At 62.9% G+C, this 26,454-nt stretch carries 22 protein-coding genes and 1 pseudogene; 10 read left to right on the forward strand and 13 right to left on the reverse strand.

What is annotated here, in order from left to right:
* Nucleotides 1-156: 156 nt before the first annotated feature.
* Nucleotides 157-378 (forward strand): annotated as a pseudogene (gene tnpA, locus RM530_RS18955) (IS66 family insertion sequence element accessory protein TnpA); the annotation flags it as partial.
* A gap of 153 nt (nucleotides 379-531) precedes the next feature.
* Here tnpA and RM530_RS07090 read toward each other — a convergent pair.
* Entirely contained in the window at nucleotides 532-687 is a 156-nt protein-coding gene (locus tag RM530_RS07090; protein ID WP_311364522.1) for a hypothetical protein, read from the reverse strand.
* 58 nt (nucleotides 688-745) lie between these two features.
* Here RM530_RS07090 and RM530_RS07095 point away from each other — a divergent pair, with 58 nt between their 5' ends.
* Entirely contained in the window at nucleotides 746-1,201 is a 456-nt protein-coding gene (locus RM530_RS07095; protein ID WP_311364523.1) for a GMC family oxidoreductase, read from the forward strand.
* A 182-nt stretch (nucleotides 1,202-1,383) separates the two neighbouring features.
* Here RM530_RS07095 and RM530_RS07100 read toward each other — a convergent pair whose 3' ends face one another.
* Nucleotides 1,384-2,379 carry a YhdH/YhfP family quinone oxidoreductase gene (locus RM530_RS07100; RefSeq protein ID WP_311364524.1) on the reverse strand — a complete coding sequence of 332 codons (996 nt, stop codon included), beginning with the start codon at nucleotides 2,377-2,379 and terminating at the stop codon, nucleotides 1,384-1,386.
* 62 nt (nucleotides 2,380-2,441) lie between these two features.
* On the opposite strand from RM530_RS07100, the gene pdxH reads away from it, so the two are divergent.
* The 4 genes from pdxH to RM530_RS07120 all read left to right on the forward strand — a co-directional run bounded on the left by pdxH (nucleotide 2,442) and on the right by RM530_RS07120 (nucleotide 5,540).
* Nucleotides 2,442-3,062, forward strand: coding sequence for a pyridoxamine 5'-phosphate oxidase (pdxH, locus tag RM530_RS07105; RefSeq protein WP_311364525.1), 621 nt, complete (start codon nucleotides 2,442-2,444; stop codon nucleotides 3,060-3,062).
* Nucleotides 3,043-3,540: a cupin domain-containing protein gene (locus RM530_RS07110; RefSeq protein WP_311364526.1), complete on the forward strand. Its 498-nt coding sequence runs from the start codon at nucleotides 3,043-3,045 to the stop codon at nucleotides 3,538-3,540. The genes pdxH and RM530_RS07110 overlap by 20 nt, the downstream gene beginning before the upstream one ends.
* Nucleotides 3,541-3,707: 167 nt before the next feature.
* Complete coding sequence (locus tag RM530_RS07115) at nucleotides 3,708-4,655, forward strand: dienelactone hydrolase family protein (RefSeq protein WP_311364527.1); 948 nt, start codon at nucleotides 3,708-3,710, stop codon at nucleotides 4,653-4,655.
* Nucleotides 4,656-4,757: 102 nt separating this feature from the next.
* Nucleotides 4,758-5,540 carry a M48 family metallopeptidase gene (locus RM530_RS07120; protein WP_311364528.1) on the forward strand — a complete coding sequence of 261 codons (783 nt, stop codon included), beginning with the start codon at nucleotides 4,758-4,760 and terminating at the stop codon, nucleotides 5,538-5,540.
* Nucleotides 5,541-5,628: 88 nt separating this feature from the next.
* On the opposite strand, the gene RM530_RS07125 is transcribed toward RM530_RS07120, so the two are convergent.
* From RM530_RS07125 to lptM, 11 genes are all read right to left on the reverse strand, one after another.
* A complete protein-coding gene (locus RM530_RS07125; protein WP_311364529.1) occupies nucleotides 5,629-6,621 on the reverse strand; it encodes an ABC transporter ATP-binding protein in 993 nt (330 codons plus the stop codon).
* 139 nt (nucleotides 6,622-6,760) lie between these two features.
* Nucleotides 6,761-7,228 carry a Dps family protein gene (locus RM530_RS07130; RefSeq protein WP_311364530.1) on the reverse strand — a complete coding sequence of 156 codons (468 nt, stop codon included), beginning with the start codon at nucleotides 7,226-7,228 and terminating at the stop codon, nucleotides 6,761-6,763.
* 247 nt (nucleotides 7,229-7,475) lie between these two features.
* Nucleotides 7,476-8,432: an NAD-dependent epimerase/dehydratase family protein gene (locus RM530_RS07135; protein ID WP_311364531.1), complete on the reverse strand. Its 957-nt coding sequence runs from the start codon at nucleotides 8,430-8,432 to the stop codon at nucleotides 7,476-7,478.
* Between the two features lies 1 nt (nucleotide 8,433).
* Nucleotides 8,434-9,273 (reverse strand): lysophospholipid acyltransferase family protein, encoded by an 840-nt coding sequence (locus RM530_RS07140; protein ID WP_311364532.1) that lies wholly within the window; start codon nucleotides 9,271-9,273, stop codon nucleotides 8,434-8,436.
* A gap of 155 nt (nucleotides 9,274-9,428) precedes the next feature.
* Complete coding sequence (locus RM530_RS07145; RefSeq protein WP_311364533.1) at nucleotides 9,429-11,210, reverse strand: ABCB family ABC transporter ATP-binding protein/permease; 1,782 nt, start codon at nucleotides 11,208-11,210, stop codon at nucleotides 9,429-9,431.
* A gap of 68 nt (nucleotides 11,211-11,278) precedes the next feature.
* Entirely contained in the window at nucleotides 11,279-11,695 is a 417-nt protein-coding gene (locus tag RM530_RS07150; protein ID WP_311364534.1) for a CBS domain-containing protein, read from the reverse strand.
* A 57-nt stretch (nucleotides 11,696-11,752) separates the two neighbouring features.
* A complete protein-coding gene (gene nqrM / locus RM530_RS07155; RefSeq protein WP_311364535.1) occupies nucleotides 11,753-11,932 on the reverse strand; it encodes a (Na+)-NQR maturation NqrM in 180 nt (59 codons plus the stop codon).
* Between the two features lie 91 nt (nucleotides 11,933-12,023).
* The gene (locus RM530_RS07160) at nucleotides 12,024-15,179 is read right to left on the reverse strand and encodes a TonB-dependent receptor (protein WP_311364536.1); all 3,156 of its coding nucleotides are present in this window, start codon (nucleotides 15,177-15,179) and stop codon (nucleotides 12,024-12,026) included.
* A 999-nt stretch (nucleotides 15,180-16,178) separates the two neighbouring features.
* Nucleotides 16,179-18,932: a DNA polymerase I gene (polA, locus tag RM530_RS07165; protein WP_311364537.1), complete on the reverse strand. Its 2,754-nt coding sequence runs from the start codon at nucleotides 18,930-18,932 to the stop codon at nucleotides 16,179-16,181.
* The gene (gene lysA, locus RM530_RS07170) at nucleotides 18,929-20,179 is read right to left on the reverse strand and encodes a diaminopimelate decarboxylase (protein WP_311364538.1); all 1,251 of its coding nucleotides are present in this window, start codon (nucleotides 20,177-20,179) and stop codon (nucleotides 18,929-18,931) included. The genes polA and lysA overlap by 4 nt, the downstream gene beginning before the upstream one ends.
* 4 nt (nucleotides 20,180-20,183) lie before the next feature.
* Nucleotides 20,184-20,471, reverse strand: a complete 288-nt coding sequence (lptM, locus tag RM530_RS07175) for an LPS translocon maturation chaperone LptM (RefSeq protein ID WP_311364539.1) — start codon at nucleotides 20,469-20,471, stop codon at nucleotides 20,184-20,186.
* A gap of 103 nt (nucleotides 20,472-20,574) precedes the next feature.
* On the opposite strand from lptM, the gene RM530_RS07180 reads away from it, so the two are divergent.
* From RM530_RS07180 to RM530_RS07195, 4 genes are all read left to right on the forward strand, one after another.
* A complete protein-coding gene (locus RM530_RS07180; protein ID WP_311364540.1) occupies nucleotides 20,575-21,255 on the forward strand; it encodes an alpha/beta hydrolase in 681 nt (226 codons plus the stop codon).
* A 425-nt stretch (nucleotides 21,256-21,680) separates the two neighbouring features.
* On the forward strand, nucleotides 21,681-23,603 hold the full coding sequence (locus tag RM530_RS07185; protein ID WP_311364541.1) for a PrkA family serine protein kinase: 1,923 nt from the start codon (nucleotides 21,681-21,683) through the stop codon (nucleotides 23,601-23,603).
* 52 nt (nucleotides 23,604-23,655) lie between these two features.
* Nucleotides 23,656-24,873 (forward strand): YeaH/YhbH family protein, encoded by a 1,218-nt coding sequence (locus tag RM530_RS07190; RefSeq protein ID WP_311364542.1) that lies wholly within the window; start codon nucleotides 23,656-23,658, stop codon nucleotides 24,871-24,873.
* Nucleotides 24,870-26,387 carry a SpoVR family protein gene (locus RM530_RS07195; protein WP_311364543.1) on the forward strand — a complete coding sequence of 506 codons (1,518 nt, stop codon included), beginning with the start codon at nucleotides 24,870-24,872 and terminating at the stop codon, nucleotides 26,385-26,387. Before RM530_RS07190 ends, RM530_RS07195 begins: the two co-directional genes overlap by 4 nt.
* Nucleotides 26,388-26,454 lie beyond the last annotated feature (67 nt).

Consider the following 26,454-nt stretch of genomic DNA (forward strand, 5'->3'; position numbering starts at 1 on the left):
GGATGAGGCAATCTGTCGTCGTGTCGATGGAGACCGACGATGACAGAGATGCTGGCGGCAGCGTAAGCGTTCAAACCGCAGCGTCCTATTCGCGCGGATCATTGGCCATTAGCCTGCACGCATCGACTGAAACGGAGCGATGCGATGGAAACAGGAATGGGCAGAGTTCGTTACGTCCGACGCAGCGAGTCGGATTGGCGCGCGTTGATTGAAGAGTGGGCGCAAAGCGGGCAGAACCAAGAAGCGTTCTGCCGCACGCGTGGGCTTGCGCTGAGCACGCTGGGCAACTGGCGGCGCAAGCTCAAGGGCGAATCGGTGTCATCGCCCGAATCGCCGCCGCGTGAAGCCGCCGGCTTTATCGAGCTGACGGCACCGGTGGCGTCAGAAAAAGAATCGCCGGCCTGGGATGCACAAAGGTCGAAGGTCGGGGTCAGGTCTAGGTCGAAGGTCGGGGTCAGGTCTTGCGCCTTGACGCAGCCCGCCGATCCACACCTCGCGCGATCCGGCTTACCGTCGAGTAGTCGAGTAGTGCTACCCGAAGTGCACACCGATCTGCGGAAGTTGTCGGTGTCCGCTCTCGTAGGCGTCGCGACCTTCGTCATTGAGGAAGATAGCTTGACGGGCATTGCCGCGCGCCATCACATGATGGATCGCGTCGGGGAATTCGATACGCAGAGGGCGGGCCATGCGGGGAACGTAGCGAAGCCAAAAAAATTTGGCAAGGAACAAGACCTGACCCCAACGCTTGGGACTTTTTGGGCGCGCAACAACAGGTCAGACTGGGCGTGCTGAACGCTCGAGCACACATATTCCGAACGCCGCAAATGAGCGAAACCGCACCGCCAAGGCTAGGACTTTTTTTGAGCAAGCGCCGAATGCGACCAGCCGCATGACCTTGGGCGGCGAGGCAGATTCGTTCGGGCTGCCCAGGGTCCGTCTCAATTGGCAGCTCACGTTTCTGGACCATCATTCGCACTGCGTGCTTGCCTCCGCACTGGCCGACGATCTTTTGAGACGCGGCATTGCCAGACGCCTGGGTCCGATCGGTCTCGCCGACGAGGTGCAGTTTTCGAACCACCCGCTCGGCACGACACGGATGTCCATCGACCCGGGCGACGGAGTGGTCGATACGAACTGTCGCGTGCATGGCATCGACAACCTCTTCACTGCCGGCGGCAGTGTCTTCCCGACGGGGAGCTGAGCCAATCCAACAGTCACCGTTCTCACACTGACGCAGCGCCTCGCGCGCCACTTGTCTACGGTCTTCGCCACTGCGTGAGCGCGCTTCGACACAGCTTGTCACCGTCCGGAGCGAGCGACACGGCACAGTCGACTACGCGCGGCGCGCGTGCCGGCTCGGCGGGACAAGCGTAAGCGTCTTTCTCAATCGCGCAGATCGACGAGATAGCGGCCGGTCATGCTGGCGCCCATCAGGTCCTCGGCGGCCTGGGTCACCTCGTCGAGGCGGATCGTGCGGCTGACGATCCGGTCCAGATGACGCGGCTTCCAGTCGCTGGCGAGGTGCTTCCAGATCTCCAGCCGCCACTCGCGCGGCACCTCCACCGACCAGATCCCCAGCAACGACGCGCCGCGCAGAATGAACGGAATCACCGTGGTTTCGAGCTTGGGCGAGGACGCCAGACCGATCAAGGCGATATTGCCCCAGGGTTTGACGGTGCGCGTGAGATAGGCCAGCGCATCGCCGCCGAGATTGTCGACGGCGCCACCCCAGACCGCCGTTTCCAGGGGCTTGCTGCCAAAGTCGAGGCGCTTGCGATCGACGATCTCGCTGGCGCCGAGCGCCTTGAGGTAGTCGCCGGCCTGCTCCGGCTTGCCGGTGATCGCGGCCACCTTGAAACCGGCGCGTGAGAACAGGTCGGTGGCGATCGATCCGACACCGCCGGTCGGCCCGGTGATCGCGATCGGGCCCATGTGCGGTCGCTGGTGATTGTCGAGCATGCGCTTGAGCGCCAGCGCGGCGGTGAAGCCGGCCGTGCCGATCGCCATCGATTCACGCAGCGACAAGCCATCCGGCAGCGGCACCACGGCATAGGCCGGCACTCGCGCGTACTGCGCGAACCCGCCGTCCAGCTGTTCGCCGATATTGCAGCCAGTGACCACCACCGCCGCACCGGCCTGCACGTCTGCGGAACTGCTTTCGACCACCACACCGGCGAGATCGATGCCGGCCACGCAGGGCGAGCGACGCATGATGCGGCCCTTGCCGCTGACCGCGAGCGCATCCTTGAAATTGAGGCCGGACCAGTGCACGCGGACAACCACCTCGCCCGCGCTGAGATCATTCAGCGCAATCGTTTCCAGACGCGCTTCGGCGCGTTTGTCGACGGTGTGCACTCTGAGTGCCTGAAAGCTTTCCATGGGATGTCTTCCTGTAGGATGTGACCCATTGTAGGGCTCAGGTTTCGTCACTTCTCAAGGCCATGCCGCAATACACCCGCAATCCCCCGCTGGATATTCCAGAGCTTGATCCGGACCCGCTGAAACAACTCGATAAATGGCTGGCCGATGCACGCGAGGCCGGCATGATCGATCCCACCGCGATGGCCCTGGGCACCGCTACTCCGGACGGGCGTCCCTCGGTGCGCATCGTGCTGTTCAAGGGCTTTCGGCACGGCGGTCTGAACTTTTACACGCACCTGTTGTCGCGCAAAGGTCTTGAACTTGAGATGAACCCCTTTGTTGCGGCCACGTTCTGGTGGGACCGGCTGGAGCGCCAGGTCCGCGTCGAAGGGCGGGTTTCGCGCCTTCCGGAGACGGTGGCCCGCGATTATTTTCAGTCGCGACCACGTGAAAGTCAGCTTTCGGCCTATACCTCGCGACAATCGCAGGTGGTGGGCAGCCGTGAGGCGCTGGACGCGCGCATGCGCGACAACGCGCAGAAGTTCGAAGGTCAGGCGATCCCGTTTCCCGACAGCTGGGGCGGTTATTCGCTGGAGCCGGAATCCTTCGAATTCTGGCAGGGCCGGCCGGGCCGTACCCACGACCGGCTCTTGTACCGCCGCTGCGTCAAGGCCTGGAAGATTGAGCGCCTCGAACCCTGAGGGCGCCAAGTGGGTCGCGCGGCTGGGGCTGGAGCGCCACCCCGAAGGTGGCTGGTACCGGCGCATCTACCAGTCCGCGCACACGCTGAACACCAGGCACGGCGAACGCTGCTGCGCCAGCAGCATCCACTACCTGCTGGATCGGGGCTCGCCGATCGGCCGTCTGCACCGCAACCGCAGCGACATTCTGCACGTACTGCAGTCCGGCGGACCGCTGGAATATCTGAGCTACGACGAGTCACGGCCACCGCGCCGGACGACGCTGGGCTTCCACGCCCCGGATGCGATTTCGCTGTTGATTCCCGGCGGCATCTGGAAGGGCTCGCGTCTGCTTGGCGAGGCCTCGCATGCGCTGGTCACGGAGCTGGTGATCCCCGGATTCGACTGGCAGGACCATCGCTACGCCGATCACCACTGGTGGCAACAGCAGACACAGGCCTTTCAGGCAATGCTCGCGCCGTTCATCGCGGACGACTGACACCGGAAGGCGGCCCGGCGCAGCGCGACAAGCTCCGCCGCTTTCGTTACCTTTCCCGCCCCCGGGACCGTTCGCGACAGTGCGCGGGCCCGGACGTGTCGATGGAACCCTTGTCCCTCGACGACACTCCAAGACGACGACAATAACCAGATCACCGGGAGATCTCCGTGAACCGACGCCCTCTGTTGCTGCTCGCAGCCGCCATCGTGGTGGTCATCGCGATCATCGGGTTGTGGCCCGGCAAGGACCAGGACGAGCCGCCCACCGCCGACGGCAGCGCTGCGGCGGACGCTTACGTCGAAGCGATGGGCCGGCAACACGAAGGCGATACTCCGCAGGCCAGCGAAGCGGCCAAGCAGCCGCCCACCGCCGCTGTCGAGCACGAGACCGTCAGCTACGGCTCGGTCAACGGCGAGGACTTCAACGGCTATCTGGCACGCCCGGCGGGCGTGGAAGGTGCACTGCCGGCACTGGTGATGTATCACGAATGGTGGGGACTCAACGACAACATCCGGGCGATGGCGGATCGTCTGGCCGCTCATGGATATCTGGTGCTGGCCGCGGACTTCTACGACGGCCAGATCTACGACACCCGGACCGGCGCACAACAGGCCATGAACGCAGCCCTCGACGACAAGGCGCGACTGGCGGCCAACATCTACGCAGCCTTCGACTACATCAAGTCCAAGGGTGCACCGCAGGTCGGCGTGATCGGCTGGTGCTTCGGCGGCTCGATGGCTTTCCAGAACGTGCTGCTGACCCCCGCCGGACTGGACGCCGCGGTGATCTACTACGGACAGGTCGGCGGCGACGCCGAAAAGCTGGCGCCAATCCAGTCGCCGATTCTGGCGTTTTTCGGCGGGAAGGACGACAGCATCCCCCCGAAGGCCATCGAGTCGTTCGAAAGCACCATGCACGATCTCGACAAGTCGCTTGAGGTCCATGTCTACGCTGACGCTGGTCATGGTTTTGCCAACCCGTCCGGCAAGGCCTACCAAAAGAAAGCCGCGGAAGATGCCTGGGCGCGCACGCTGGCGTTCCTGCAGGCGCACATGAGCCCGGTCGGCGACGAAGCCGCGGCATCGCCCGCAGACTCCGATGACAATCCCGGCTGAGCCGACTGACGCAGCCGGGACAGCGGCTGATCCGTGCTTGTCGCCACGCGATTGCTTGCGCATGATGGACGCCCTTCGTCTGAACGGGATCACCCCGCCCCCATGATCCGCAGCTCCGCCTTCAAGTACGGCGTACTCGTCGCCCTGAGCCTGTCGCTGCTTGTCGCCTGTGCGACCTCGCCGCTGGGTCGGCGTCAGCTCAAGCTGTTCTCCGAGCAGGAGATCGCGCAGATGGGCGTTCAGTCCTATCAGGAGCTGAAAAGCGAAACGCCGGTCACCAAGGACGCCTCGGTCAACCGCTACGTACAGTGTGTAGCGCAGGCGATCACCCGCCAGGTTGCGGGTAACACGGTATGGGAAGTCAATGTCTTTGCCGAGGATCAGGCCAACGCCTTCGCCCTGCCCGGCGGCAAGATCGGCGTCTACACCGGCCTGCTCGACGTGGCCAAGAACCAGAGCCAGCTGGCCGCCGTCATCGGCCATGAAGTGGGCCATGTCATCGCCGGCCACTCGAACGAGCGGGTGTCCTCGCAGGCCGTGGCGCAGCTCGGCGGGCAGCTCACCTACGCCGCGACCGGCATCGATCCGCAGCTGCTCGGTGTGGCCGCGCAGACCTTCTTCCTGCTGCCGTATTCACGCGCGCATGAAAGCGAGGCCGACCTGATCGGCGAAGACCTGATGGCGGATGCGGGCTTCGACCCGCGCGAGAGCATCCAGTTGTGGATCAACATGGGCCGGCTCAACAACGGCGAGCGCCCGCCGCAGTTCCTGTCGACCCATCCTTCACCCGAAAACCGTATCCGCGACCTGAACAATCGTCTGGAGCATTCGATGGCGATCTACAACCAGGCACGCGCCGCGGGGCGTCGGCCGAACTGCAAGTAAGGGGTGAGGCGGGAAGGCTGGCAACCGCCGCGGCCTTTTCGCGCTTCTACGCCTCACACCTCGCGCCTTTCCCCCTCACGCACATAGTTCACGCCGTCCGCGGAATCATCGGACTCTCGGCATAGGCCGCGAAATGGCAGGCCGAATAGCCGCCGCTGGGAACCCGGCGCAGGACCGGCACCTGTTGCGCGCAGACATGATCGACCAGCGGACAGCGCGTTCTGAACACGCAACCGCTGGGCGGATTCGAGGGACTCGGAATCTCGCCGATCAACTCCACGCGCTCGCCCGGAAGCTGTGCTTCGAAATCCGGTACGGCCGACAGCAGAGCACGCGTGTAAGGATGCTGCGGTGCTTCGAACAGCGCGTCGCGCGCCGACTGCTCCATGACCTTGCCCAGGTACATCACCATCACCCGATGGCTGAGCTGGCGCACCACCGCCAGATCGTGGGAGATGAACAACATCGCCAGTCCGTACTCGCGCTGCAGGTCCACCAGCAAATGGACGATCTGGGCCTGCACCGAAACATCCAGCGCACTCACCGGCTCGTCACAGATCAATACCTTGGGGCGGACCACCAGGGCGCGCGCAATACCGACGCGCTGGCACTGACCGCCCGAGATTTCATGCGGATAACGATCCTTCAGCTCCGCATCCAGACCGACACGCTGCATCATTTCGAGCACGCGGGCGCTGCGCTCGTTGGCCCCCACCTCGGGACATAGTGTCTTCAGCGGTTCGGCGATGCACTGTGCAATGCTCATGCGCGGATTGAGGCTCGCCTGCGGGTCCTGGAAAACGATTTGGACCTCGCGGCGCAGCGGCCGCCAGTCGGCGTCGCTGTAAGCGGTGACGTTGTGACCGTCGATGCTGATCTGCCCGCCCGTCGGCGTCTCGAGCCCGACCAGAGCGCGCGCCAGCGTGGACTTGCCGCAACCGGATTCACCGACAATACCGAGAGTCTCGCCGGCATGGAGGTCGAAATGCATGTCGTCGACCGCCTTGATCACGCCGCACGGCCCGAACAAGGGCCAGACACGCCCCCGCTTCAGCGGATAGTGAACTCGAAGGCGCCGCACCGAAAGAACCGGACGTCGCGTAGCTACTGTAAACATGGCGCCTCGCCCTCTCAACCTGAACGGCTGCAGACGATTCTGCCGCCGTTCGGCGGGCGCAACTGTGCCCCGCGTCGCGGGACACGGCAATCCCCCATATCGGTTACTCGAGCAGACTGCGCAGCATCCATGCGGTCTTCTCGTGCAATTGCATGCGCTGTGTCAGCAGATCGGCCGTGGCTTCGTCGTCGGCCTGCTCGGCCTGCTGGAACACCTCGCGAGCGGTCCGCGCAACGGTTTCATGACCGCCGACGAGCTGGACCACCATGTCCTTCCACTCCGGTACGCCCGGTTCTTCCTCGATCTGCGAGAGTTCGGCGTACTGCTTGTAGGAACCGGGAGCGGGATAGCCAAGCGCGCGGATGCGCTCGGCAATCTGGTCGACCGCCGTCGCGGATTCAGTGTACTGGCCCTCGAACATCAGATGCAGGGTGTTGAACATCGGACCCGTCACGTTCCAGTGAAAATTGTGCGTCTTGAGATATAGCGTGTACTCGTCCGCCAGCACCCGACTCAGCCCCTTGGCGATGGCCTGACGCTGTTCCTGGCTGATTCCGATATCGATCTTCATGGTTCTGCCCTTAAATATGGATGAACGAACGCAACAGACAGCGCCCGATATGTATTGCGTAAATTAATACTGGTCCGCTTAACAATCCATTAATTCTATTGAAACGAGGGTCTCGCATCGTCGCGCAGGATGATGCGCGGTCCAGCGGCCATGTCGGCAGAGGCACCTTGAAAATGAATCCTGTGCCAGGCAGGCTGCCCATCTCCCGCTTCAATTGTAGCGACGCGCCGGGCGGGCGGAGCCACCGCTAGTGCGGCGAAATCGCCTTTTGCTTGCGATAGTACGAAAAGATATCGCTCAGGCTGTGCCTGGGGGACCAGCCGAAGGTATCGCGGAAAGTGTGCCCATCGATGATCACCGGATATTTGAAATAGTTGATCAGATAAGGCGGAAAGAACGCGTTCCAGTTGAGCAGACCACTGATCGCCTTGGGTAGCATCGGCGGCACCGAGGGCACCGGCAACTTGCGGCATCCCGCCTGCACGACGGCCTCCTGATAGGGCACCCAGTCTTCGGGCGCCACGTTGTAGATGCCGGGCCGGTTCCTTTCGAAAGCCAGCACCATCGCCTCGGCCATGTCCTCGACATGGACGAACTGCATCATCGGAGAAAACCCCGTCAGCACCGGTGCCAGCGGTCTCGACAGCAGCAGCGACATACTGTTCTTGACGCCCGGACCGAGCACATTGCATGGCCGCAGGATCGTCATGTGCAGCTTGCGATGCTTCCACAGATAGATCTGCGCGAGGCTTTCGAGTTCGACCGAATCCACCAGATCCTGGGTCACCTCGGAGGCCTTGAGCGGCGCCTCTTCCGACAACAATGCCGGATTGTAGGGACTGGCGCCGTAGACGAAATACGTGGAATGCATGACGACCTGCGAAACCTTGTACTTGCAGCACAGGTCGAGCAGGCGCTTCGCACCGAGCACATTGGTGTTGTAACGGCGCAGGCGATCGGATTCATGCGCGAACATGCGGCCGATGTGCAGCACGGCGTCGAACTGGTGGCGGCGGAAGATGTCCTCGAAGCCGCGCGTATGTGTGGCGACCTTGTACGAGGGAATGCCCTCGTCGGTCTCGACGCGACGGCGAAAGTCCACAGCAACGACGTTGTGGCGCTCGTGAAGCCGGGCGATCACGCGCTTGGCGAGCGCACCGGCGGCGCCGGTCACCAGAACCGTCTTTCTTTTCGGGGGCGGCATGCTAAAAGACCTTCTTCCGTTCCTTCAGACCCTTGCGTATCAAGCCCCCGATCGCCTTCTTGACCATGTCGACCCGCGCCAGCACTTCGTCCTCGCTCTGCACCGGGCATTCGAAGCGCATCGGCTCGCCGAAGTTGAGGATCACGCGCGCCGGTAGCGGCAACGGCGGCGCGATCGGCACATAGGGCACCCCGAGCAGACGCGCCAGCGGCGAGATATTGAACAGGGAGGGCATGGTTTCCTCGCAGCCCACCACGCCGACCGGCACGATCGGCGCATTGTGCTGCAAGGCCAGGTGCATGAATCCGTTACCGAATCGCTGCAGCTGGTAGCGGTCACGGTAGAGCTTGCCGCTGCCGCGTATTCCCTCGGGAAACACCACCACGGCTTCCTCGCGTTCGAGCATGCGCCCGCAATTGACCGGGTCTCCGATCACCCCGCCAATCGCATTGAGCCAGTTTCCCAGCCACGGCACCGTCGGGAAGAAGCGTTCGATCATGGCGCGACCGGCGCGCGGACCGTGCGGATTGGTCAACATCGAGTAGCCGATCAGCAGACCGTCCATCGGCAGCTGGCCCGAATGATTCGGCACGATCAGAACCCGGCCCTGCGCCGGAATGTTTTCCAGTCCGTGCGCAACCACGCGGAAATAGTGCTCGTAGAGCCAACGCACCGGCGGCACCCCGAGCTTGATCGCATCTTCGTTGTATCCCCAGGGGTCGTAGCCGAAGCTGCCGAGTGGCTTGGGAACACGCGCCAGCAGGCCCTGAATCTCGGCACTGACGAATCGATCGGTCAATTTCTGCTTCAGGCTGGTTTGCTGCATTGCATGGGCCGGCATGTCCCGGCCCGCCTCCTTCAGGCAATCGGTACAACTTTGCGTGTGCTGCCGACATGAACACGAGTGGAGAGCCTGCAGGTTCGCCGGTCCGGTCGGACTTGTGTCTGCACTATAGCGAGAACCGCAGGACCGCGGCCACGCAAACCACCGGCTGTTCAGTCGCGGGCTTGCTCGCTGGTCTGCGGCGCGAGCGCGCGGCGCTGAAGATTCCACAGCCGTGCATAGTCGCCGTCAGCAGCCAATAGCGCAGCATGATGACCGCGTTCGACGATAAGGCCGTGACGCAGCACGATGATTTCGTCGGCATCGACCACGGTCGACAGCCGGTGTGCGATCACCAGCGTGGTGCGCTGCCGCGCCGCTTCCGCCAGTGCGCCCAGAATCGCCCGCTCCGATTCAGTGTCCAGCGAGGACGTCGCCTCGTCGAAGATCATGATCGGCGGATCCTTGAGCAGCGCCCTTGCGATGCTTACGCGCTGCTTTTCTCCGCCCGAGAGCTTCAGGCCGCGTTCGCCGACCTGCGTATCAAGGCCGTCCGGCAGTTGAGCGACGAAACCGTCCAGATGCGCCAGCCGCACCACGCGTTCGATATCCTCGCGCGAGGCGCCCGGCCGGCCGTAGCCGATGTTGTAGGCCAGGCTGTCATTGAACAGGACGGTGTCTTGCGGCACGACGCCGATATGCGTGCGCAGGCTGTTCTGCGTGTAGTCGGTGATGTCGCGCCCGTCCACGAGTATCCGCCCCCGGTCCGGATCGTAGAACCGGAACAGCAGGCGCGCCAGTGTGGATTTTCCGGCCCCGCTCGGCCCGACCACGGCCACGGTCCTGCCGGCCGGAATCTCGAAACTCAGCTCGCGCAGAATCGGTCGGCTCGCGTCATAGGCGAAGCCCACCTGCTCGAATCGCACCGCCGCCGAGCTCACCGCCAGGGTTCGCGCGCCGGGTTCGTCGACCACGGCCGGCGGCACGTCCAGCATCGTCAGCATGCGCTGCATGTCGGTCAACGCCCTGCGGATTTCGCGATAGACGAAACCCAGCACGTTCAAGGGAATGAACAATTGCGTCATGTAGGCGTTGATGGCCACGAAATCGCCGATCGTCATGTCGCCGGCCGCCACCTGCACCGAGGCCAGCACCATGATGCCCGTGACCGAACCGGCGATGATGACCGCCTGGCCGATATTGAGCGTCGCCAGCGACTTGCGGTTGCGCCGTTGCGCGCGTTCCCAGTCCGCCAGCGCCCGGTCATACTCGCGCGCCTCGTAATCCTCGTTGACGAACAGCTTCACGGTTTCGTAGTTCAGCAGCGAATCGATGGCGCGCGTATTGGCCTGCGAATCCAGCTGATTGGCGGTACGCACGAAACGCGTGCGCCATTCGGTCACCATCACCGAGAACAGTACGTACAAGCTGACGGCACCGAGCACGATCAGGGCATAGACCCAGCCGTACTGGACCAGCAGGATCCCGGCCACCAGCAACATCTCGAACAGGGTCGGAACGATGTTGAAAGTGAGGAAGCGCAGCAGAAAGCTGATGCCCGAAACGCCGCGCTCGATGTCGCGCGACAGACCGCCGGTCTGGCGCGACAGGTGATAGCTCAGGTCCAGACGATGCAGGTGACGGAACACTTCCAATGCGGCACGGCGCATCGCGCGTTCGGCGACGCGGCCGAAGATGACGTCACGCAGCTCGGAGAACAACACCACGATCAGTCGCAGCACGCCATAGAACAACAGCAGCAGCAACGGAATTGCGACCACCGCCGCAGCCTCGGTGTCGAGCGCATCGACCAGATGCTTCATCACCATCGGCAGGCTCACGCCGGCCAGCTTGGCGGCGACCAGCAGGCTCAGCGCAATGCCGACGCGCAGCGGGAATTCACGCAGATAGGGCCACAGCCTGCCAAGGCTGCGCCACTCCGGCTTCGCTGGCATTCCGGATTCGGGCAGCGACGAAGGGCGGCGCGCGGGCACCGTTCAGACGACCCGCAGCCCGGATCCGCTCAAACCGGATACTTGCCGCGCATCGAGTCTATGGCGCGCAGCACGTGGCTACGCGTGATGTGGCCGATGACACGGTTGTCGCCAACCACCGGGTAGAGCTTGAACGGTGATCCGACGAAACGCCGCGCGACATCGAGAATACTGTCGTCGGCATCCACGGTGATCACGCTGGTGGACATGAACTGCGAGACCTTGCCGCCCCATTCGCCATGGTAGCCGGCATTGAGGGCGACCTGGATGCAGTCCTTTTCGGAGAGGATGCCGACAAGATTGCCGAGCCGGTCGAACACCGGGCCGGCGGAACAGCCGTTTTCAAGCAGCAGCTGTATCGCCGTCAGCACGTCCATGTCGGCGGAGAAACTGACGAGGTTGGCCGACATGAAGTCCCTGGCCGTGACGTTCTGCAATGTGGCCATCTCCCCAACTCCATCCGTCGCGAGGACGGCGCTGTACGCTGTTGCAATGCCGGGCGATTAGCGTCCGGAGGCCTCGTCGCACTTCTCGGGCTGGCCGCCGCAGACGTCGCAGCGGTCGCCGGTCATTGTCGACAGACCGCCGCAACTGCCCTTGATCGGCTTGCCGTGCAGCAAACCGATGGCGAGCCCGCCGAAAGCCAGTAGTAGAACCGCGAATGTGACGATGAAAGTACCCATGCGCCTATCTTATCAGGCCACATCGCAGTCGCGCCCAGGAAAAAGGCCGACCCTTGCGGGGGCCGGCCCGATGTTTCCGGTCTCCGCTGGCTCAGAACTCGTAACGCAAGCCCACGCGGATTTCCCAGAGCGAGGAATCGGTGACGCGGAACTGCTCGGTGGGCACCGAAAATTCGTTGAACTGATAGCGACCGTCCGACAGCACCTCGGCATCGACGATGTCCAGCATGCGCGGGAACGAGGCTTCGTACTGCACGCCCCAATCGTCGTTGATGAGGTTGGTCAGGTTCTTGATGACGATGAAGGCGGAAGTGCGGTCATCCGAGCGCAGGCCCGGCAGCTCCTGCTCCAGTTTCATGTCTACATTGAACCACCAGTCGCTGTAGAAGTCGTTGCGCGGGACGGTACGGCCGGCGTATTCGGTGAGCCCGTGAGAATCCGCGTAGGCGAAGAAGGCCACGCTATCGAAGCCATCCCCGAACTCCACGTTCGGGTCGTTCATGCCCGACGGCATGTACAGCAGATAGCGCCCCTGGAACGTCGCATCGCCCACGGACGAGTTGATGCCACTGGTGAAGGTGTAGCTGTACGGGCGGCCCTCGTTGTAGCTGGAAAACAGGCTGACCTTGGTCAGATAGTCCTTCACGAAGGCGTGGTCGTACTTCAGCGTCAGCGTGAAACGTGTCGGGATTTCGTAGTTCGAGGTCGCTGGCTTGGGGTTCTCGAAATCGTCTGTCGCCAGGTACGTGTAGTTGGAATACGCCACCGAGCTGGTCATCGGATTCACGTCTTCGGAACGCGTGTAGGCGTAGCCGAAGCCGACATCAAGGCCGAACTCGAATGACTTGTTCAACCCAAACGAGAGGATGTGGGACTGGCCGGAATCACCGTCGACATTGGTCAGCACGAAGTCCTGGCTGCGGCCGTTCTTGCTGTCGTAGCGGGTGCGGCCGTCCGCAGTCTCACCCACGGCCTCGCGAGAGATGTCGCTGATGATCGCGGCGTCCTGCTTGTCGGTGTACAGATAGTCCAGACTGAACGTGAGGCTGTCGCTGGCGTACAGGATCGCGCCGAGGGCGTACTTCCATTCGGACGGCACGTCGAAATCCGGGTCCAGCGAGTTGACGCCGCCGGCGGAGCCCATGCCCGCGGCAATGCGGTCATACAGCTCCTGCGGAATATCGTAGACGGGCCGGCCATCGCCTGCGGTCGGAATGTCGAACAAGGAGGTGTCTGCGAAGTCGTCAGCGAACAGTGAGCTTTCGATCTGAGTGACGCCGTCATTCGAGTAGTTGTTCGAGATCCAGACGTTGGGATTGCCGCCGGAGTACAGGCCGATACCACCATGCAGCTCGACCATGTCGTTGACGTTCCAGTTGAAGCCCAGGCGGGGCTGCAACAGGCTCATGCCGTCCACGCTCTGCGAATTCGAGAACCCGTAGGCGCTGGCAAACGCCGGATTTTCGACCGGGTCGTCGCCGGTGGCATACCACTCGTAGCGCAGACCGCCGGTCAGCGTCAGGCCAAGCTCGTCGAAGCGGTACTCGTCCTGCAGGTAGAGGCTGTTGATGTCGTAGACGAAGTCGGCCGCCGCGTCATCCTTGACGTTGGTGAAGGCCGCGTTCTCGTAGATCACACGATTGGGTGTGCCGTTGCGGAAGTCGTCGATGCTGCTGAAACGGAACTCGCCTTCCGATTCCTGGATGAACTGGTTGAAGACGTCCAGGCGCTCCAGCTCATAGCCACCGGTGATCAGATGCTTGCCCAGCAGATACTCCCCCGCCAGCTTCACGTTGTAGGTTTCGTAGCTCAGTTTGTTGGCGTGGCGGGAATCATCGGCGCCCAGATAGACCGTGGCACGCGAGTCATTGTTGCTCGTCGAAACCTGCACCTCGCCGAAATCCACGCCGCCCAGCGACAACTGCCGGTTCTTGAGCTCCGAATAACCCGCCTTCAGCTCGGTCGAGAAATTCTCGGTCCAGTCGGAGAACAGCTGCGCGACGTAGGCGTTGAGTTCCGCGCCACGTTCGTAGTAGTGGTTGGAGAACTCCAACTCATCGGAATCACCATCGGATTCGGCGATGTGGTAGCCGTCGTTATAGTTGTAGGTGAAGGCGGCGCGCTGGGTATCGGTGATGTACCAGTCCAGTTTGACCAGGAATTTCTCGTCGTCCACCGGAAGGCTCGGTGGCAAGCCGCCCGGGTCGTAGCCGTACAAGGTGTTCGCGATATCCAGAATCTCGTCGTACTGCGCCTGCGAGACGCCCAGGACTTCGTTGGCAGCACCCGATCCGACCGGACCGCGCGAGAAGGTATCGGCGCCCTCCAGCTTTTCATAGGAGGCCAGGAAGAACAGCTTGTTCTTGATGATCGGCCCGCCCACCGTGAAGCCGTAGCGCTTTTCGTCGAAGCTGCCGAGATCGACCGAATCACCTTCGAGGCTGTCACCGGTCAGGGAATCGTCGGTGTAGTCATAGAACAGCGAACCGTGGAATTCGTTGGTGCCGGATTTGGTCACGGCATTGATATTGCAGGCGCTGAAACCGCCGTACTGCACATCGAACGGCGCCAGTTCGACCGAAACCTGTTCGATCGCGTCATAGGAGAACGGCATGCGCTCGGTCGGATAGCCATTGCTGTTCAGGCCGAAATTGTCGTTGAGGCGAACACCATCCACCGTCAGGCTGTTGAAACGCGAGCTGGCACCGGCGCACTGAATTGAATCGGCGAAGGCTTCGTCGATGTAGATGCGCGGATCGGTGCGGATCGCGTCCTTGATGTCACGATTCACCGTCGGTGCGCTTTCGAGATCGGCGAGCCCGAAGCTCGCCGACGGACCGATCGCCGTATTGGGCGCAGTGACGGCCTTGCCCACCACAATGACCTGTTCCAGAGCAACCGGTGCACCGATGGTGAGTTCCAGGCTGTAGCTGTCACCGAGCACCAGATAAATGTCCTCGGAACTGACATCGCCCTGCGAAGAGGACACCTGAACGCTGTACGGGCCACCGACCCGCAGGCCGCCCGCATTGAAACCGCCGCCGGGGCCGGTCTGCAAGGTATTGCTGGTTCCGGTTCGTCGATCGGAAATGACGACTTTCGCCCCGGAAACGCCCTGACCGTCGGCATCGACGATGCGGCCACGAATGGCCGAGGTGGTGTCCTGTGCGTGGACCGGCTGCACAGCGAGAGCAAACAGCCCCCATGCGGCCAGCAGCAGTGGTTTGAGCCAGCGGTTAACAGCCATGTTGTTCCCCAGTTTTATGCGACGCGTTTTATTTCGGGCCAAGGAGCCAATGCACCTGTGAGCGAATGCGATGCACCAATACGAGGCCTTTGACCGTCTGGCGCGAGAGGATAGCCACGCCTCGTAACCTCGGGATTACGAGTCGATGAAGCTTTCGAGAAAACGGCGCAAGCGCGAATCCCGATATCTTCATCTGCCGGCCTCATCCGCGACCGCGACGAAACTCGACAGAAACGCAGGCAAAAAGAGTGCCCACGGTCCGGGGGAAGACCGCAGGCACTGGACCGGCTTGGGGAAACCGGAGTTTCCGCCCAGGGAGGGAGGCGGAAGAACGACACGAGATGTCGTTCGCAGAATCAGACCAGGGTGTTCCAGGAAAGTTCCGGCATTCGAAAATAAATTTCGACCCGGTGCCGGAGCGGTGCAGTAAAGTCGACCGTCACTCCGCGGCCGACGACCGAGCGCTGCATGGATTCGGGGCCCAGCCTGCGGCTGGTCCGGAACGACCGGAAGCTGAGGAGATCGACCGGAAACCCGGAACGATGCTGATCTCGCCCGGCCCGCCGACAAAAAAATGCCCAACGGCTCGGGGGAGGGCCGTCGGGCAAGAGTTCCGGCTTGGGGGGATGCCGGGTCCGCCCAGGGAGTGGGGGCGGATGAGTGCCAGGGAGTGAACACTCGCAATATCCGACCGCGCTGTTCCGAGTTTTGTTCCGTAAAAATTGCGCGCGCCCGAAGATCGTTCGCAAATCCCTGATTTCAAAAAGATCAAAAGCTTGATTTATTTCAACGCCAGCGCAATCGATCCGAAAAAGAAAACGCCCGATGGCTCGGGGTCAGCCATCGGGCGATGTGTCCGGCTTGGGGTGCCGGTTTTCCGCCCAGGGAGTGGAAGCGGAAAAAGCGCCAAGAGAGCAACGCTCAAGGGATCAGACCCTGCCCCCCGACGTTTGGTTCCCGTACACCGTCCAGAACGATTTCGAATAAATCCTGCGGAGATTATTCCGGATCGTCGAGGCTGCTGGCGTGACCTTGCGCCTCGTGCGCTTGGTCCCAGTTGAACCCCGTGCCCCAATCGGCCACCAGCGGAACAGTCAGGGCGTGCACCCGACACATGCGCTGGGCGACGCCTTCCGCATGCGCGGCAATCGCGGCGGCCGGCCCTTCGAACACCAGTTCGTCGTGCACTTGCATGATCATGCTCAGCGGAACCCGCTCGGCACTCAGCCAGCGGTCGATATCGATCATCGTCAATTTGATCAAGTCGGCCGCAGTACCCTGCAGCGGCGCGTTGATCGCGGTGCGCTCGGCGTACTGACGCAGTCCCTGGTTGCGGGAGCGGATATTGGGAAGATACAGGCGTCGACCGAACAGGGTCTCGACATAGCCTTGTTCCCTGGCCTGGGCGCGGGACTCATCCATGTAGCGTTTCACGCCGGGATAGCGCGCAAAGAAGGTGTCGATGTAGCGCTGCGCGTCAGCACGCGCGATGCCGAGCTGGCGCGCCAGCCCAAAGGCGGACATGCCGTAGATCAAACCGAAGTTGATCGCCTTGGCGGCGCGGCGCTGGTCCGGCTCCACGGCATCCAGCGCCAGGCCGAACACTTCGGCGGCGGTCGCCCGGTGCACATCCTGGCCTTTGCGGAAGGCGTCGCGCAGGCGTTCATCTTCGGACAGGTGCGCCATCAGCCGCAGTTCGATCTGCGAGTAGTCGATCGAGAGCAGGCGTTGGCCGTCCTCGGCGATGAAGGCCTGGCGGATGCGCCGCCCTTCCAGGTTGCGGATCGGGATGTTCTGCAGATTGGGATCGGACGAGGACAAACGCCCGGTCGCCGCCACCGCCTGATGGTAGGAGGTGTGAATGCGCCCGGTGACCGGATTGATCTGCTTCGGCAAGGCATCGGTATAGGTGCCGCGCAGCTTCGACATTCCGCGCCATTCGAGGATCAATCGCGGCAGTTCGTGCTCGTTCGCGAGCTGATCGAGCACGTCCTCAGCAGTGGAGGGCTGTCCCTTGGGGGTGCGCCCCAACACCGGCAATTGCAGCTTGTCGTAGAGAATGGTCTGCAGCTGCGCCGGCGAACCCAGATTGAACTCGGTGCCTGCGGCCTTCCAGGCCTGTGCCTGCAATTCGCTCATGCGGTCGCCGAACTCGGCGCTGATGCGGGCCAGCAAGGCAGTGTCGATCTTGACGCCGGCACGCTCCATCCGCGCCAGCACCGGCACCAGCGGCATCTCGATGTCATGAAACACCGAAGGCAGCGATCCGATCTTCCGAAGCTGCGGATACAAGGCCTGATGCAGCCGCAGGGTGATGTCCGCATCCTCGGCCGCGTATTCGGTGGCCTTGTCGAGCGCCACCTGATTGAACCTGAGCTGGCCCTTGCCCTTGCCGGCGACGTCGGTGAATGAAATCGTCTTGTGGCCAAGGTGCTGCTGGGCCATGGAATCCATGTCGTGTCGCCAGTTGGCGGCGTCGAGCACATAGGACTCCAGCATGGTGTCGTAGCCGATCCCGGCGACCTCGATTCCGTAGCGCGCCAGCACATTGACGTCGTACTTGAGATGCTGGCCCAGCTTGGGTTTGCCGGGGTCTTCAAGCATCGGCTTGACTGCAGCGACGACCTCACCGAGCGGCAACTGCTGCGGCGCGCCAAGATAATCGTGCGTCAAAGGCACATACCAGGCTTCGCCCGGCTTGGTCGCGAACGACAGCCCGACCAATCCGGCGCGCATCGCATCAAGGGCATCGGTTTCGGTGTCGAAGCAGATCAGCTCGGCGCTGGCGAGCGCTTCGCACAGTTCGCGGAGCTGCTCGCGTGTCGCCACCATGCGGTAATCGACCGGCGCCGCTGCGCTGGCCACCGGTTCCGGCGCGGGCACCGCGCCGCCGCGGTCGCTCAGCTCTTCCAGCCAGCGCGTGAATCCCATGCGCTGATAGAACTCGGCGAGCTTGGCGTCGTCGGCCTTGCCCGGCTGCAGTGCGTCCAGTTCCAGCGGCAGCGGGATATCGGTGCGGATCGTCGCCAGATCGCGCGACAGCGGCAGCACGTTCAGCGCGGCGCGCAGTTTCTCGCCGATCTTGCCCTTGATCTCGTCGGCATGGGCGACCAGCGCATCCAGCGACCCGTATTCATTGAGCCATTTGGCCGCGGTCTTGGGGCCGCAGCCGGGCACGCCGGGGATGTTGTCGCTGGCATCACCCACCAGCGCCAGATAATCGACGATGCACTCCGGCGGCACGCCGAAACGCTCGATCACCGCTTCGCGGTCCAAGCTGCGGTTCTTCATGGTGTCCAGCAGCTTGATCTGTGGCGATACCAGCTGCGCCAGATCCTTGTCGCCGGTGACGATCACCACCTCCTCGCCAGCCGCCACCGCCTTCATCGCCAGGGTTCCGATCACGTCGTCGGCTTCGATCCCGTCGATCTGCAGGACCGGCATCGCCATCGCCTCGAGCAATTCGCGAATCGCCGGAAACTGAATGCTCAGATCTTCGGGCGTCGCGTCCCGCGTGGCCTTGTACTCGGCGTATATCTCATGCCGGAAGGTCTTGCCGCGCGGATCGAACACCACGGCGATGCGCCGCGGCGAATAGTCCTTGTACAAGCGGCGCAGCATGTTGCCGAGGCCGTAGATCGCGCCGGTCGGCTGCCCTTGCGCGTTGGCGAGCGGCGGCAGCGCGTGAAACGCACGATACAACCAGTTCGATCCGTCGATCAGGATCAGCGGTTTGGTGGCGGGCTCGCTCACAAGGGCAGCATCGCCTCTCCGCGCACCAGATCGTCATAGGACTCGCGGGCGCGCACCAGATGAACCGCGGTTCCGTCGACCACGATCTCGGCCGCACGCGGCCGACTGTTGTAGTTGGAGGCCATGGTGAAGCCGTAGGCGCCGGCCGTGCGCACCGCCAGCAGATCGCCGGGCGATACCGCCAGTTCGCGGTCATGTCCCAGCCAGTCTCCGGATTCGCAGACCGGGCCGACCACATCATAGGTTCGCGTTTCCAGGTCGCTGCGCTGACGCACCGGCACGATCGCCTGCCAGGCGTCGTAGAGCGCCGGCCGGATCAGATCGTTCATCGCTGCGTCGACGATGCAGAAATGCTTGTCGCCGGCGGGCTTGAGGTATTCCACACGCGTCAGCAGCACGCCGGCGTTGCCGGCGATGGCGCGGCCCGGCTCCATCATCACTTCCAGGCCGGTGGCTTCCAGCTTGGGCCGGATCGCGGCGACCAGCGCAGCCGGGTCCGGCGGGTTCTCGTCGCGATAGCGCACACCGAGACCGCCTCCCACGTCGATATGACGCAGCGTGATGCCCTGCGCCTTGAGGCGCTCGACCAAGGCCAGCAGACGGTCCAGCGCATCCATAAACGGGGAAAGATCGAGCAGCTGCGAGCCGATATGACAACCGATGCCGACCACCGTGATACCCGGCATCTCGCTGGCCTCCCGGTAGAGCCGCTCGGCGGTGGCGATGTCCACACCGAACTTGTTCTCCTTGAGTCCGGTGGAAATATAGGGATGGGTCCTGGGATCGACGTCCGGATTGACACGGAACGACACCGGCGCGCGCTTGTTCATCGCCACCGCCACGCGGTTGAGCCGCTCCAGCTCCGCTTCGGATTCCACGTTGAAACAGCGGATGCCGACCGTCAGCGCCTGGCGCATCTCGGTTTCGGTCTTGCCGACACCCGAAAACACGATGCGCCGCGCCGGCGCCCCGGCTCGCATGACGCGATCCAGTTCGCCACCGGAAACGATGTCGAAACCGGCATCGAGCCGTTCCAGTATCTGCAGCACGGCCAGATTGGAATTGGCCTTGACGGCATAGCAGACCAGGTGCGGCATTCCCGTCAGCGCCTGATCGAAGGCCTGAAAATGCCGGCTCAGGGTGGCGCGGGAGTAGACGAACGTGGGCGTGCCGTGGACACGCGCAATCTCGCTCAGGCTGACGTCCTCGGCGCACAGCGTGCCGTCGCGGTATTCGAAATGATCCACAGGCTTATTCCTTGCCGGCTGGGTCAGGGTCTGGATCGGATGGTGCGGATACGGTGCCACTGGGATCGGCCTGCAGGCTCGCGTCACCGGGCGTCGCCTCCAATTCGTCCTCGCCGTCATTCTGGTCGGCCGGCTCGGCGATCGGTGCGGCCTGGGCGGCCGCCCTGGAGTCTTCCGGGATGCCGACCAGATCGGACTTCTGGTCGGGCAGGTAGAGGCTGCCGGTCTGACCGCAGGCGTACAGCGCGGCGAGCATCGGCAGGCACAACAGGGCAGGCAATCGCTTGAACATCGGTCTTCGCAGGCGGGTGTCGGGTATCTTCGGGGCTCATCACCAATCGCAATGCGGCATTCTACCCGTGTCCTTGCCCACAACCGACCCTGCGACCCCTGCGATGAGTCCGAACCTGAAAATCCGCCAGACCGACGAGTGCATCCATGCCGAACCGGACGCCGCTCCGGACGCCGCCATCATCTGGCTGCACGGTCTGGGCGCCGATGGCTTCGATTTCGTGCCGGTAGCCGAAGCGCTGGCATTGCCCAGACCGCCCCGCTACGTATTCCCGAATGCGCCGATGCGGCCGATCACGCTCAATGGCGGCATGCCGATGCGCGGCTGGTACGACATCCTGAGCCTGGATCGCAACGGACCGCAGGACGAAGCTGGCGTGCGCGCCTCGGCGGCGCGGGTCGATGGCTTGATCCAGGCGCAGATCGAGGCCGGAATCACTGCCGAGCGGATCATCCTGGCCGGCTTCTCGCAGGGCGGTGCGATTGCGCTGCACACGGCGCTGCGCCATCCGCTGCGACTGGGCGGTCTGCTCGCCCTGTCCACCTATCTGCCGCTGGCCGGGCGGCTCGCCTCCGAAGCCAGCGCCGCCAATCGCGAGCTGCCGATCCTGATGTGTCACGGCACACGCGATCCGGTCCTGCCCGCCAAGCTGGGCGAGGACAGCCGCGATGCGCTGCGTGCCATGGGCTACTCCGTACAGTGGCAGGACTACCCAATGGAGCATCAGGTCTGTCTGGAAGAGATCGAGCTGATTGGCAGCTGGTTGCGCCTGCACCTGGACTGAACGACCGTCGGTCGGCTGCCGCGTAGGTCTTTGCGGGCGATTCGTGTCAGTAGCGGACTACACGAAAACGGCGTCATCGCACGGCAACTTTGTGCGTTACCCGAAGTCCAAGGGCTGCGATCCGATGCAGCGTTTCGGTGCAGCCCTACCGCACATCGGATTGCCTTCGACGGCGCCCCACAAGCCTGCACTTCGCGGTACAGTGAGATTGCAGGTGGCTGCAGCCCACGCTCTTTCTTTCGACGATTGCGAAAGGTCAATTCGGGCAAACTTTTTCGAGCGGTACGTACAGACGTGCATCGATTCTTGCACGGGTTTGCCTGAAAGCTGTCGGATCCCCGACGAGTTGCGGGCAGTCTCACCGGACTTCGTCGGGACTGATGGGCCTGAACAGGCCCTGTCTGTCAATGACGAGGTAACGGCTGATGGAAATCTTCGAGAAATTCCGCGACAACTTCCTCAAGGCACGTGACGAGGAAATGTCGCTTCAGGAATACCTGATGCTGTGCAAGGAAGACCCCCTTGCCTATGCATCGCCTGCGGAGCGCATGCTCGCAGCGATCGGCGAACCGGAATTCGTCGATACCCGCAACGATCCGCGACTGTCCCGGATTTTCTCCAACCGCGTCATCCGCCGCTATCCCGCCTTCCGCGAGTTCTACGGCATGGAAGACGTGATCCAGCAGATCGTCGCCTACTTCCGCCATGCCGCTCAGGGCCTGGAGGAACGCAAGCAGGTGCTGTATCTGCTGGGGCCGGTGGGCGGCGGCAAGTCCTCGATCGCCGAGCGCCTCAAGGTGCTGATGGAGTCCTACCCGATCTACGCACTCAAGGGCTCGCCGATCAACGAATCGCCGCTGGGCCTGTTCCTGCCGGGGCGCGACGGCGAGATGCTGGAGAAGGAATTCGGCATTCCGCGCCGCGCCCTCAGCGGCATCGCCTCGCCCTGGGCGATCAAGCGCCTCGCCGAGTATGAAGGCGACCTGACGCGCTTCAAGGTGGTGCGCGTGCAGCCGTCGGTGCTCAAGCAGGTGGCGATCACCAAGACCGAACCGGGCGACGAGAACAATCAGGACATTTCCTCGCTGGTCGGCAAGGTCGACATCCGCAAGCTCGAATTCTTCGGTCAGGATGACCCCGACGCCTACTCCTATTCAGGCGGGCTGTGCCTCGCCAACCAGGGCTTGCTCGAATTCGTCGAAATGTTCAAGGCGCCGATCAAGATGCTGCACCCCCTGCTCACGGCCACGCAGGAGGGCAATTACAAGGGTACCGAGGGCTTTTCCGCGATCCCGTTCAACGGCACCATCATGGCGCATTCGAACGAATCCGAATGGCAGGCCTTCCGCAACAACAAGAACAACGAGGCCTTCCTCGACCGCGTCTACATCGTCAAGGTGCCGTACTGCCTGCAGGCGTCCGAGGAGGTCAAGATCTACAACAAGCTGCTGCAGGGCAGCACGCTGTCGAAGGCGCCCTGCGCGCCCGGCACGCTGGAGATGATGGCGCAGTTCTCGGTGCTGACCCGCCTCAAGGAACCCGAGAACTCGGCGATCTACTCGAAGATGCGCGTCTACGACGGCGAATCGCTCAAGGACACCGATCCCGGCGCCAAGTCGTTCCAGGAATATCGTGACTACGCCGGTGTCGACGAGGGCATGAACGGCGTGTCCACGCGTTTCGCCTTCAAGGTGCTGTCCTCGGTCTTCAACTACGACCAGGTCGAGGTCGCCGCCAATCCGGTGCACCTGATGTACGTGCTGGAACAGCGCATCCTGCGCGAACAGCTGCCCGAGGAAACCCAGCGCCGCTATCTGGAATTCATCAAGGGCTGGCTGGCGCCGCGCTACGCCGAGTTCATCGGCAAGGAAATCCAGACCGCCTATCTGGAATCGTATTCGGAATACGGTCAGAACATCTTCGACCGCTACGTCACCTTCGCCGACTACTGGATTCAGAACGAGGACTTTCGCGACCCCGAGACCGGAGAGCAGTTCGATCGCAGCTCACTCAACGGCGAACTGGAGAAGATCGAGAAACCGGCCGGCATCGCCAACCCCAAGGATTTCCGCAACGAGATCGTGAACTTCGTGCTGCGCGCGCGCGCCGCGGCCGGCGGCAAGAACCCGCGCTGGACCAGCTACGAGAAGCTGCGTGACGTGATCGAGAAGAAGATGTTCTCGTCCACCGAGGAACTGTTGCCGGTGATTTCCTTCAACGCCAAGGCCTCGGCGGAAGACCAGCAGAAGCACAACAATTTCGTCAGCCGCATGGTGGACAAGGGCTACACCGAAAAGCAGGTGCGCCTGCTGTCCGAATGGTACCTGCGCGTTCGCAAGTCATCCTAGAGCCTTCAAACCGACAAGCCTGCCTGCCCGAACGGCAAGGAGCGCGACTTTGATGATCATCGACCGCCGGCTCAACGACCGCAACAAGAGCGCCGTCAACCGGCAGCGATTCATACGCCGCTACAAGGAACAGATTCGCAAGTCCGTCGCCGACCTCGCCGGCCGCCGCTCGATCACCGACATGGAGCAGGGCGGCGAGGTCAGCATCCCGGCACGCGACATTTCCGAGCCGAGCTTCCAGCATGGCCAGGGGGGTGACCGCGAGATCGTGCACCCCGGCAATCACCAGTTCCAGACCGGAGACCGCATCAAGCGACCCGAAGGGGAAGGCGGCGGCGGTGGCAGCGGATCCGGCGAAGGCGACGGCGAGCAAAGCCAGGACAGCTTCGAGTTCACGCTGTCGCGCGACGAGTTCATGGACCTGTTCTTCGACGATCTGGAGCTGCCGGCGATGGTGCGCACCATGCTCGGCGATATCCGGCAGTTCAAATGGCGGCGGGCCGGCTACACCCCGCGCGGGGTTCCGACCAATCTGTCGGTGGTGCGCTCGCTGCAGAACGCGATGGCACGTCGCATCGCGTTGAAGAAGCCGATCGAACGCCAGATCGCCGCGCTGACCGAGGCCGGCGCACCGGCCGAGCAGATCGAGGCACTGGAACGGCGCAAGCGCATGGTGCCGTTCATCGACGAACTGGACCTGCGCTATCGCAATCGCGTCAAGGAACCGCAGCCGATCAACCGCGCCGTGATGTTCTGCCTGATGGACGTCTCGGCCTCGATGACCGAAGACAAGAAGGACCTCGCCAAGCGCTTCTACACGCTGCTGTACCTGTTTCTGACGCGCAAGTACGAAAAGGTCGATCTGGTGTTCATTCGCCACACCGAAGACGCCGAGGAAGTCGACGAGGACCGCTTCTTCCACGACACCGGCAGTGGTGGCACCGTGGTGCTGTCGGCGCTGCGGCTGATGCAGGAGATCATGGTCGAGCGCTATCCCGCCGATCAGTGGAACATCTACGGTGCACAGGTCTCGGACGGCGATGCTTTCGGCGCAGACCCGGAGAAGAGCCGGGCCTGGCTGGAAGATCTGATCCTGCCGGCCGTACGCTACTTCGCGTATGTCGAGGTGCCGGACAACACCAACCGCCTGTCACCGCTGTCACACGCCTACCGTCGCATCGAAGCCAGCCACATGGCGATGGCCACGGTCACCGGGCGCCACGAGGTCTACCCGGTGCTGCGCGAACTGTTCCGCAAGGAGGCCGCATGAGCGCCGAAACCCTCAGGGAACCGATCTCCAGCGGCGCCGAATGGACCTTCGAGCTGCTGCAGCAGTACGACGAGGAAATCCGCGACATCGCCGTCAACGAGTTCGGTCTGGACTGCTACCCGAACCAGATCGAGGTGATCGCCTCCGAGCAGATGCTGGACGCCTACGCCTCGCTCGGTCTGCCGATCAGCTACCCGCACTGGAGCTACGGCAAGGAGTTCATCAGGAACGAACAGTCCTACCGCAAGGGCATGAGCGGGCTCGCCTACGAGATCGTGATCAACTCCAATCCCTGCATCAGCTATCTGATGGAGGAGAACAGCATGCCGATGCAGGCACTGGTGATCGCGCATGCCTGCTATGGCCACAACTCCTTCTTCAAGGGCAACTACCTGTTCCGGCAATGGACCGATGCCGACGCGATCATCGACTACATGGTGTTCGCGCGCCGCTACGTCATGCAGTGCGAGGAGCGCTACGGTTTCACCGCCGTTGAGGACACCCTGGACTCCTGCCACGCGCTGATGCACCACGGCGTTGATCGCTACCGTCGGCCGGCGCCGCTGTCCGAGGAAGAGCAGCGTATCCGCCAGTTGCAGCGCGAAGAGTTCGAATGGCAGCAGTTCGACGAAATCTGGCGCACCCTGCCAGCACGCGACAAGGAACTCGATGCCGACGCTGCGCGTAATGGGCACTTCCCGCCGGAACCGCAGGAAAACCTGCTGTACTTCATCGAGAAGCATGCACCCAAACTCGCCTCCTGGCAGCGCGAACTGGTGCGCATCGTGCGCAAGCTGTCGCAGTACTTCTATCCGCAGGGCCTGACCAAGGTCATGAACGAGGGCTGGGCCACGTTCTGGCACTACACCCTGCTCAACCGGCTGTACGACCGTGGCCGCGTGGACGCCGGGTTCATGCTCGAATGGCTGAGTTCGCATACCAACGTCATCACCCAGCGCGGGTACGACCAGCACGGCTACGGCGGCTTGAACCCGTACGCGCTGGGCTTCGCGATGTTCACGGACATCCGCCGCATCTGCGAAAACCCAACGGACGAGGATCGCGAGTGGTTCCCGGACATCGCCGGCAGCGACTGGCGGCAGACGCTGGACTTTGCGATGCGCAATTACAAGGACGAATCGTTCATCACGCAGTACCTGTCTCCGAAGTTGATGCGCGAGTTTCACTTCTTCGCGATCGACGACTTCCAGCAGGACGGCTTTCTGACGGTGGATGCGATCCACAATGAGCAGGGCTACCGTCGCCTGCGCCAGTTGCTGGCGGCGCAGTACAACCGCGACGTGCAAGTTCCGGATATCCAGATCGTGCGCTACGACTACAACGGCGATCGCGCGCTGACCCTGCAACACCGCCGCTATCGGGGCCGCCCGCTGGAGGCGCACAACGGCGGCGAAGTGCTCAAGCACATCGCCCGACTTTGGGGATTCACCGTACGCCTCGAAACCCTGGACGGTGACGAGCTCATCGACACCCAGGAACTCAAGGCGACCTAGACGCTGCGGCACCGCAGCGCGGCCTTGAATTTCCGGCCGGCCGGCCGCCGTTCAGACTTTTCGTCGG

This window comes from Banduia mediterranea (assembly GCF_031846245.1).
Lineage (GTDB): Bacteria > Pseudomonadota > Gammaproteobacteria > Nevskiales > Nevskiaceae > Banduia > Banduia mediterranea.

Bases quoted from the DNA above. Each gene is read 5' to 3' on its own strand.
- RM530_RS07090 (WP_311364522.1), bottom strand. From the start codon at position 687: ATGGCCCGCCCTCTGCGTATCGAATTCCCCGACGCGATCCATCATGTG.
- RM530_RS07100 (WP_311364524.1), bottom strand. From the start codon at position 2,379: ATGGAAAGCTTTCAGGCACTCAGAGTGCACACCGTCGACAAACGCGCC.
- pdxH (WP_311364525.1), top strand. From the start codon at position 2,442: ATGCCGCAATACACCCGCAATCCCCCGCTGGATATTCCAGAGCTTGAT.
- RM530_RS07120 (WP_311364528.1), top strand. From the start codon at position 4,758: ATGATCCGCAGCTCCGCCTTCAAGTACGGCGTACTCGTCGCCCTGAGC.
- RM530_RS07130 (WP_311364530.1), bottom strand. From the start codon at position 7,228: ATGAAGATCGATATCGGAATCAGCCAGGAACAGCGTCAGGCCATCGCC.
- RM530_RS07135 (WP_311364531.1), bottom strand. From the start codon at position 8,432: ATGCCGCCCCCGAAAAGAAAGACGGTTCTGGTGACCGGCGCCGCCGGT.
- RM530_RS07140 (WP_311364532.1), bottom strand. From the start codon at position 9,273: ATGCCGGCCCATGCAATGCAGCAAACCAGCCTGAAGCAGAAATTGACC.
- RM530_RS07145 (WP_311364533.1), bottom strand. From the start codon at position 11,210: ATGCCAGCGAAGCCGGAGTGGCGCAGCCTTGGCAGGCTGTGGCCCTAT.
- RM530_RS07150 (WP_311364534.1), bottom strand. From the start codon at position 11,695: ATGGCCACATTGCAGAACGTCACGGCCAGGGACTTCATGTCGGCCAAC.
- nqrM (WP_311364535.1), bottom strand. From the start codon at position 11,932: ATGGGTACTTTCATCGTCACATTCGCGGTTCTACTACTGGCTTTCGGC.
- RM530_RS07160 (WP_311364536.1), bottom strand. From the start codon at position 15,179: ATGGCTGTTAACCGCTGGCTCAAACCACTGCTGCTGGCCGCATGGGGG.
- lptM (WP_311364539.1), bottom strand. From the start codon at position 20,471: ATGTTCAAGCGATTGCCTGCCCTGTTGTGCCTGCCGATGCTCGCCGCG.
- RM530_RS07180 (WP_311364540.1), top strand. From the start codon at position 20,575: ATGAGTCCGAACCTGAAAATCCGCCAGACCGACGAGTGCATCCATGCC.
- RM530_RS07185 (WP_311364541.1), top strand. From the start codon at position 21,681: ATGGAAATCTTCGAGAAATTCCGCGACAACTTCCTCAAGGCACGTGAC.
- RM530_RS07190 (WP_311364542.1), top strand. From the start codon at position 23,656: ATGATCATCGACCGCCGGCTCAACGACCGCAACAAGAGCGCCGTCAAC.
- RM530_RS07195 (WP_311364543.1), top strand. From the start codon at position 24,870: ATGAGCGCCGAAACCCTCAGGGAACCGATCTCCAGCGGCGCCGAATGG.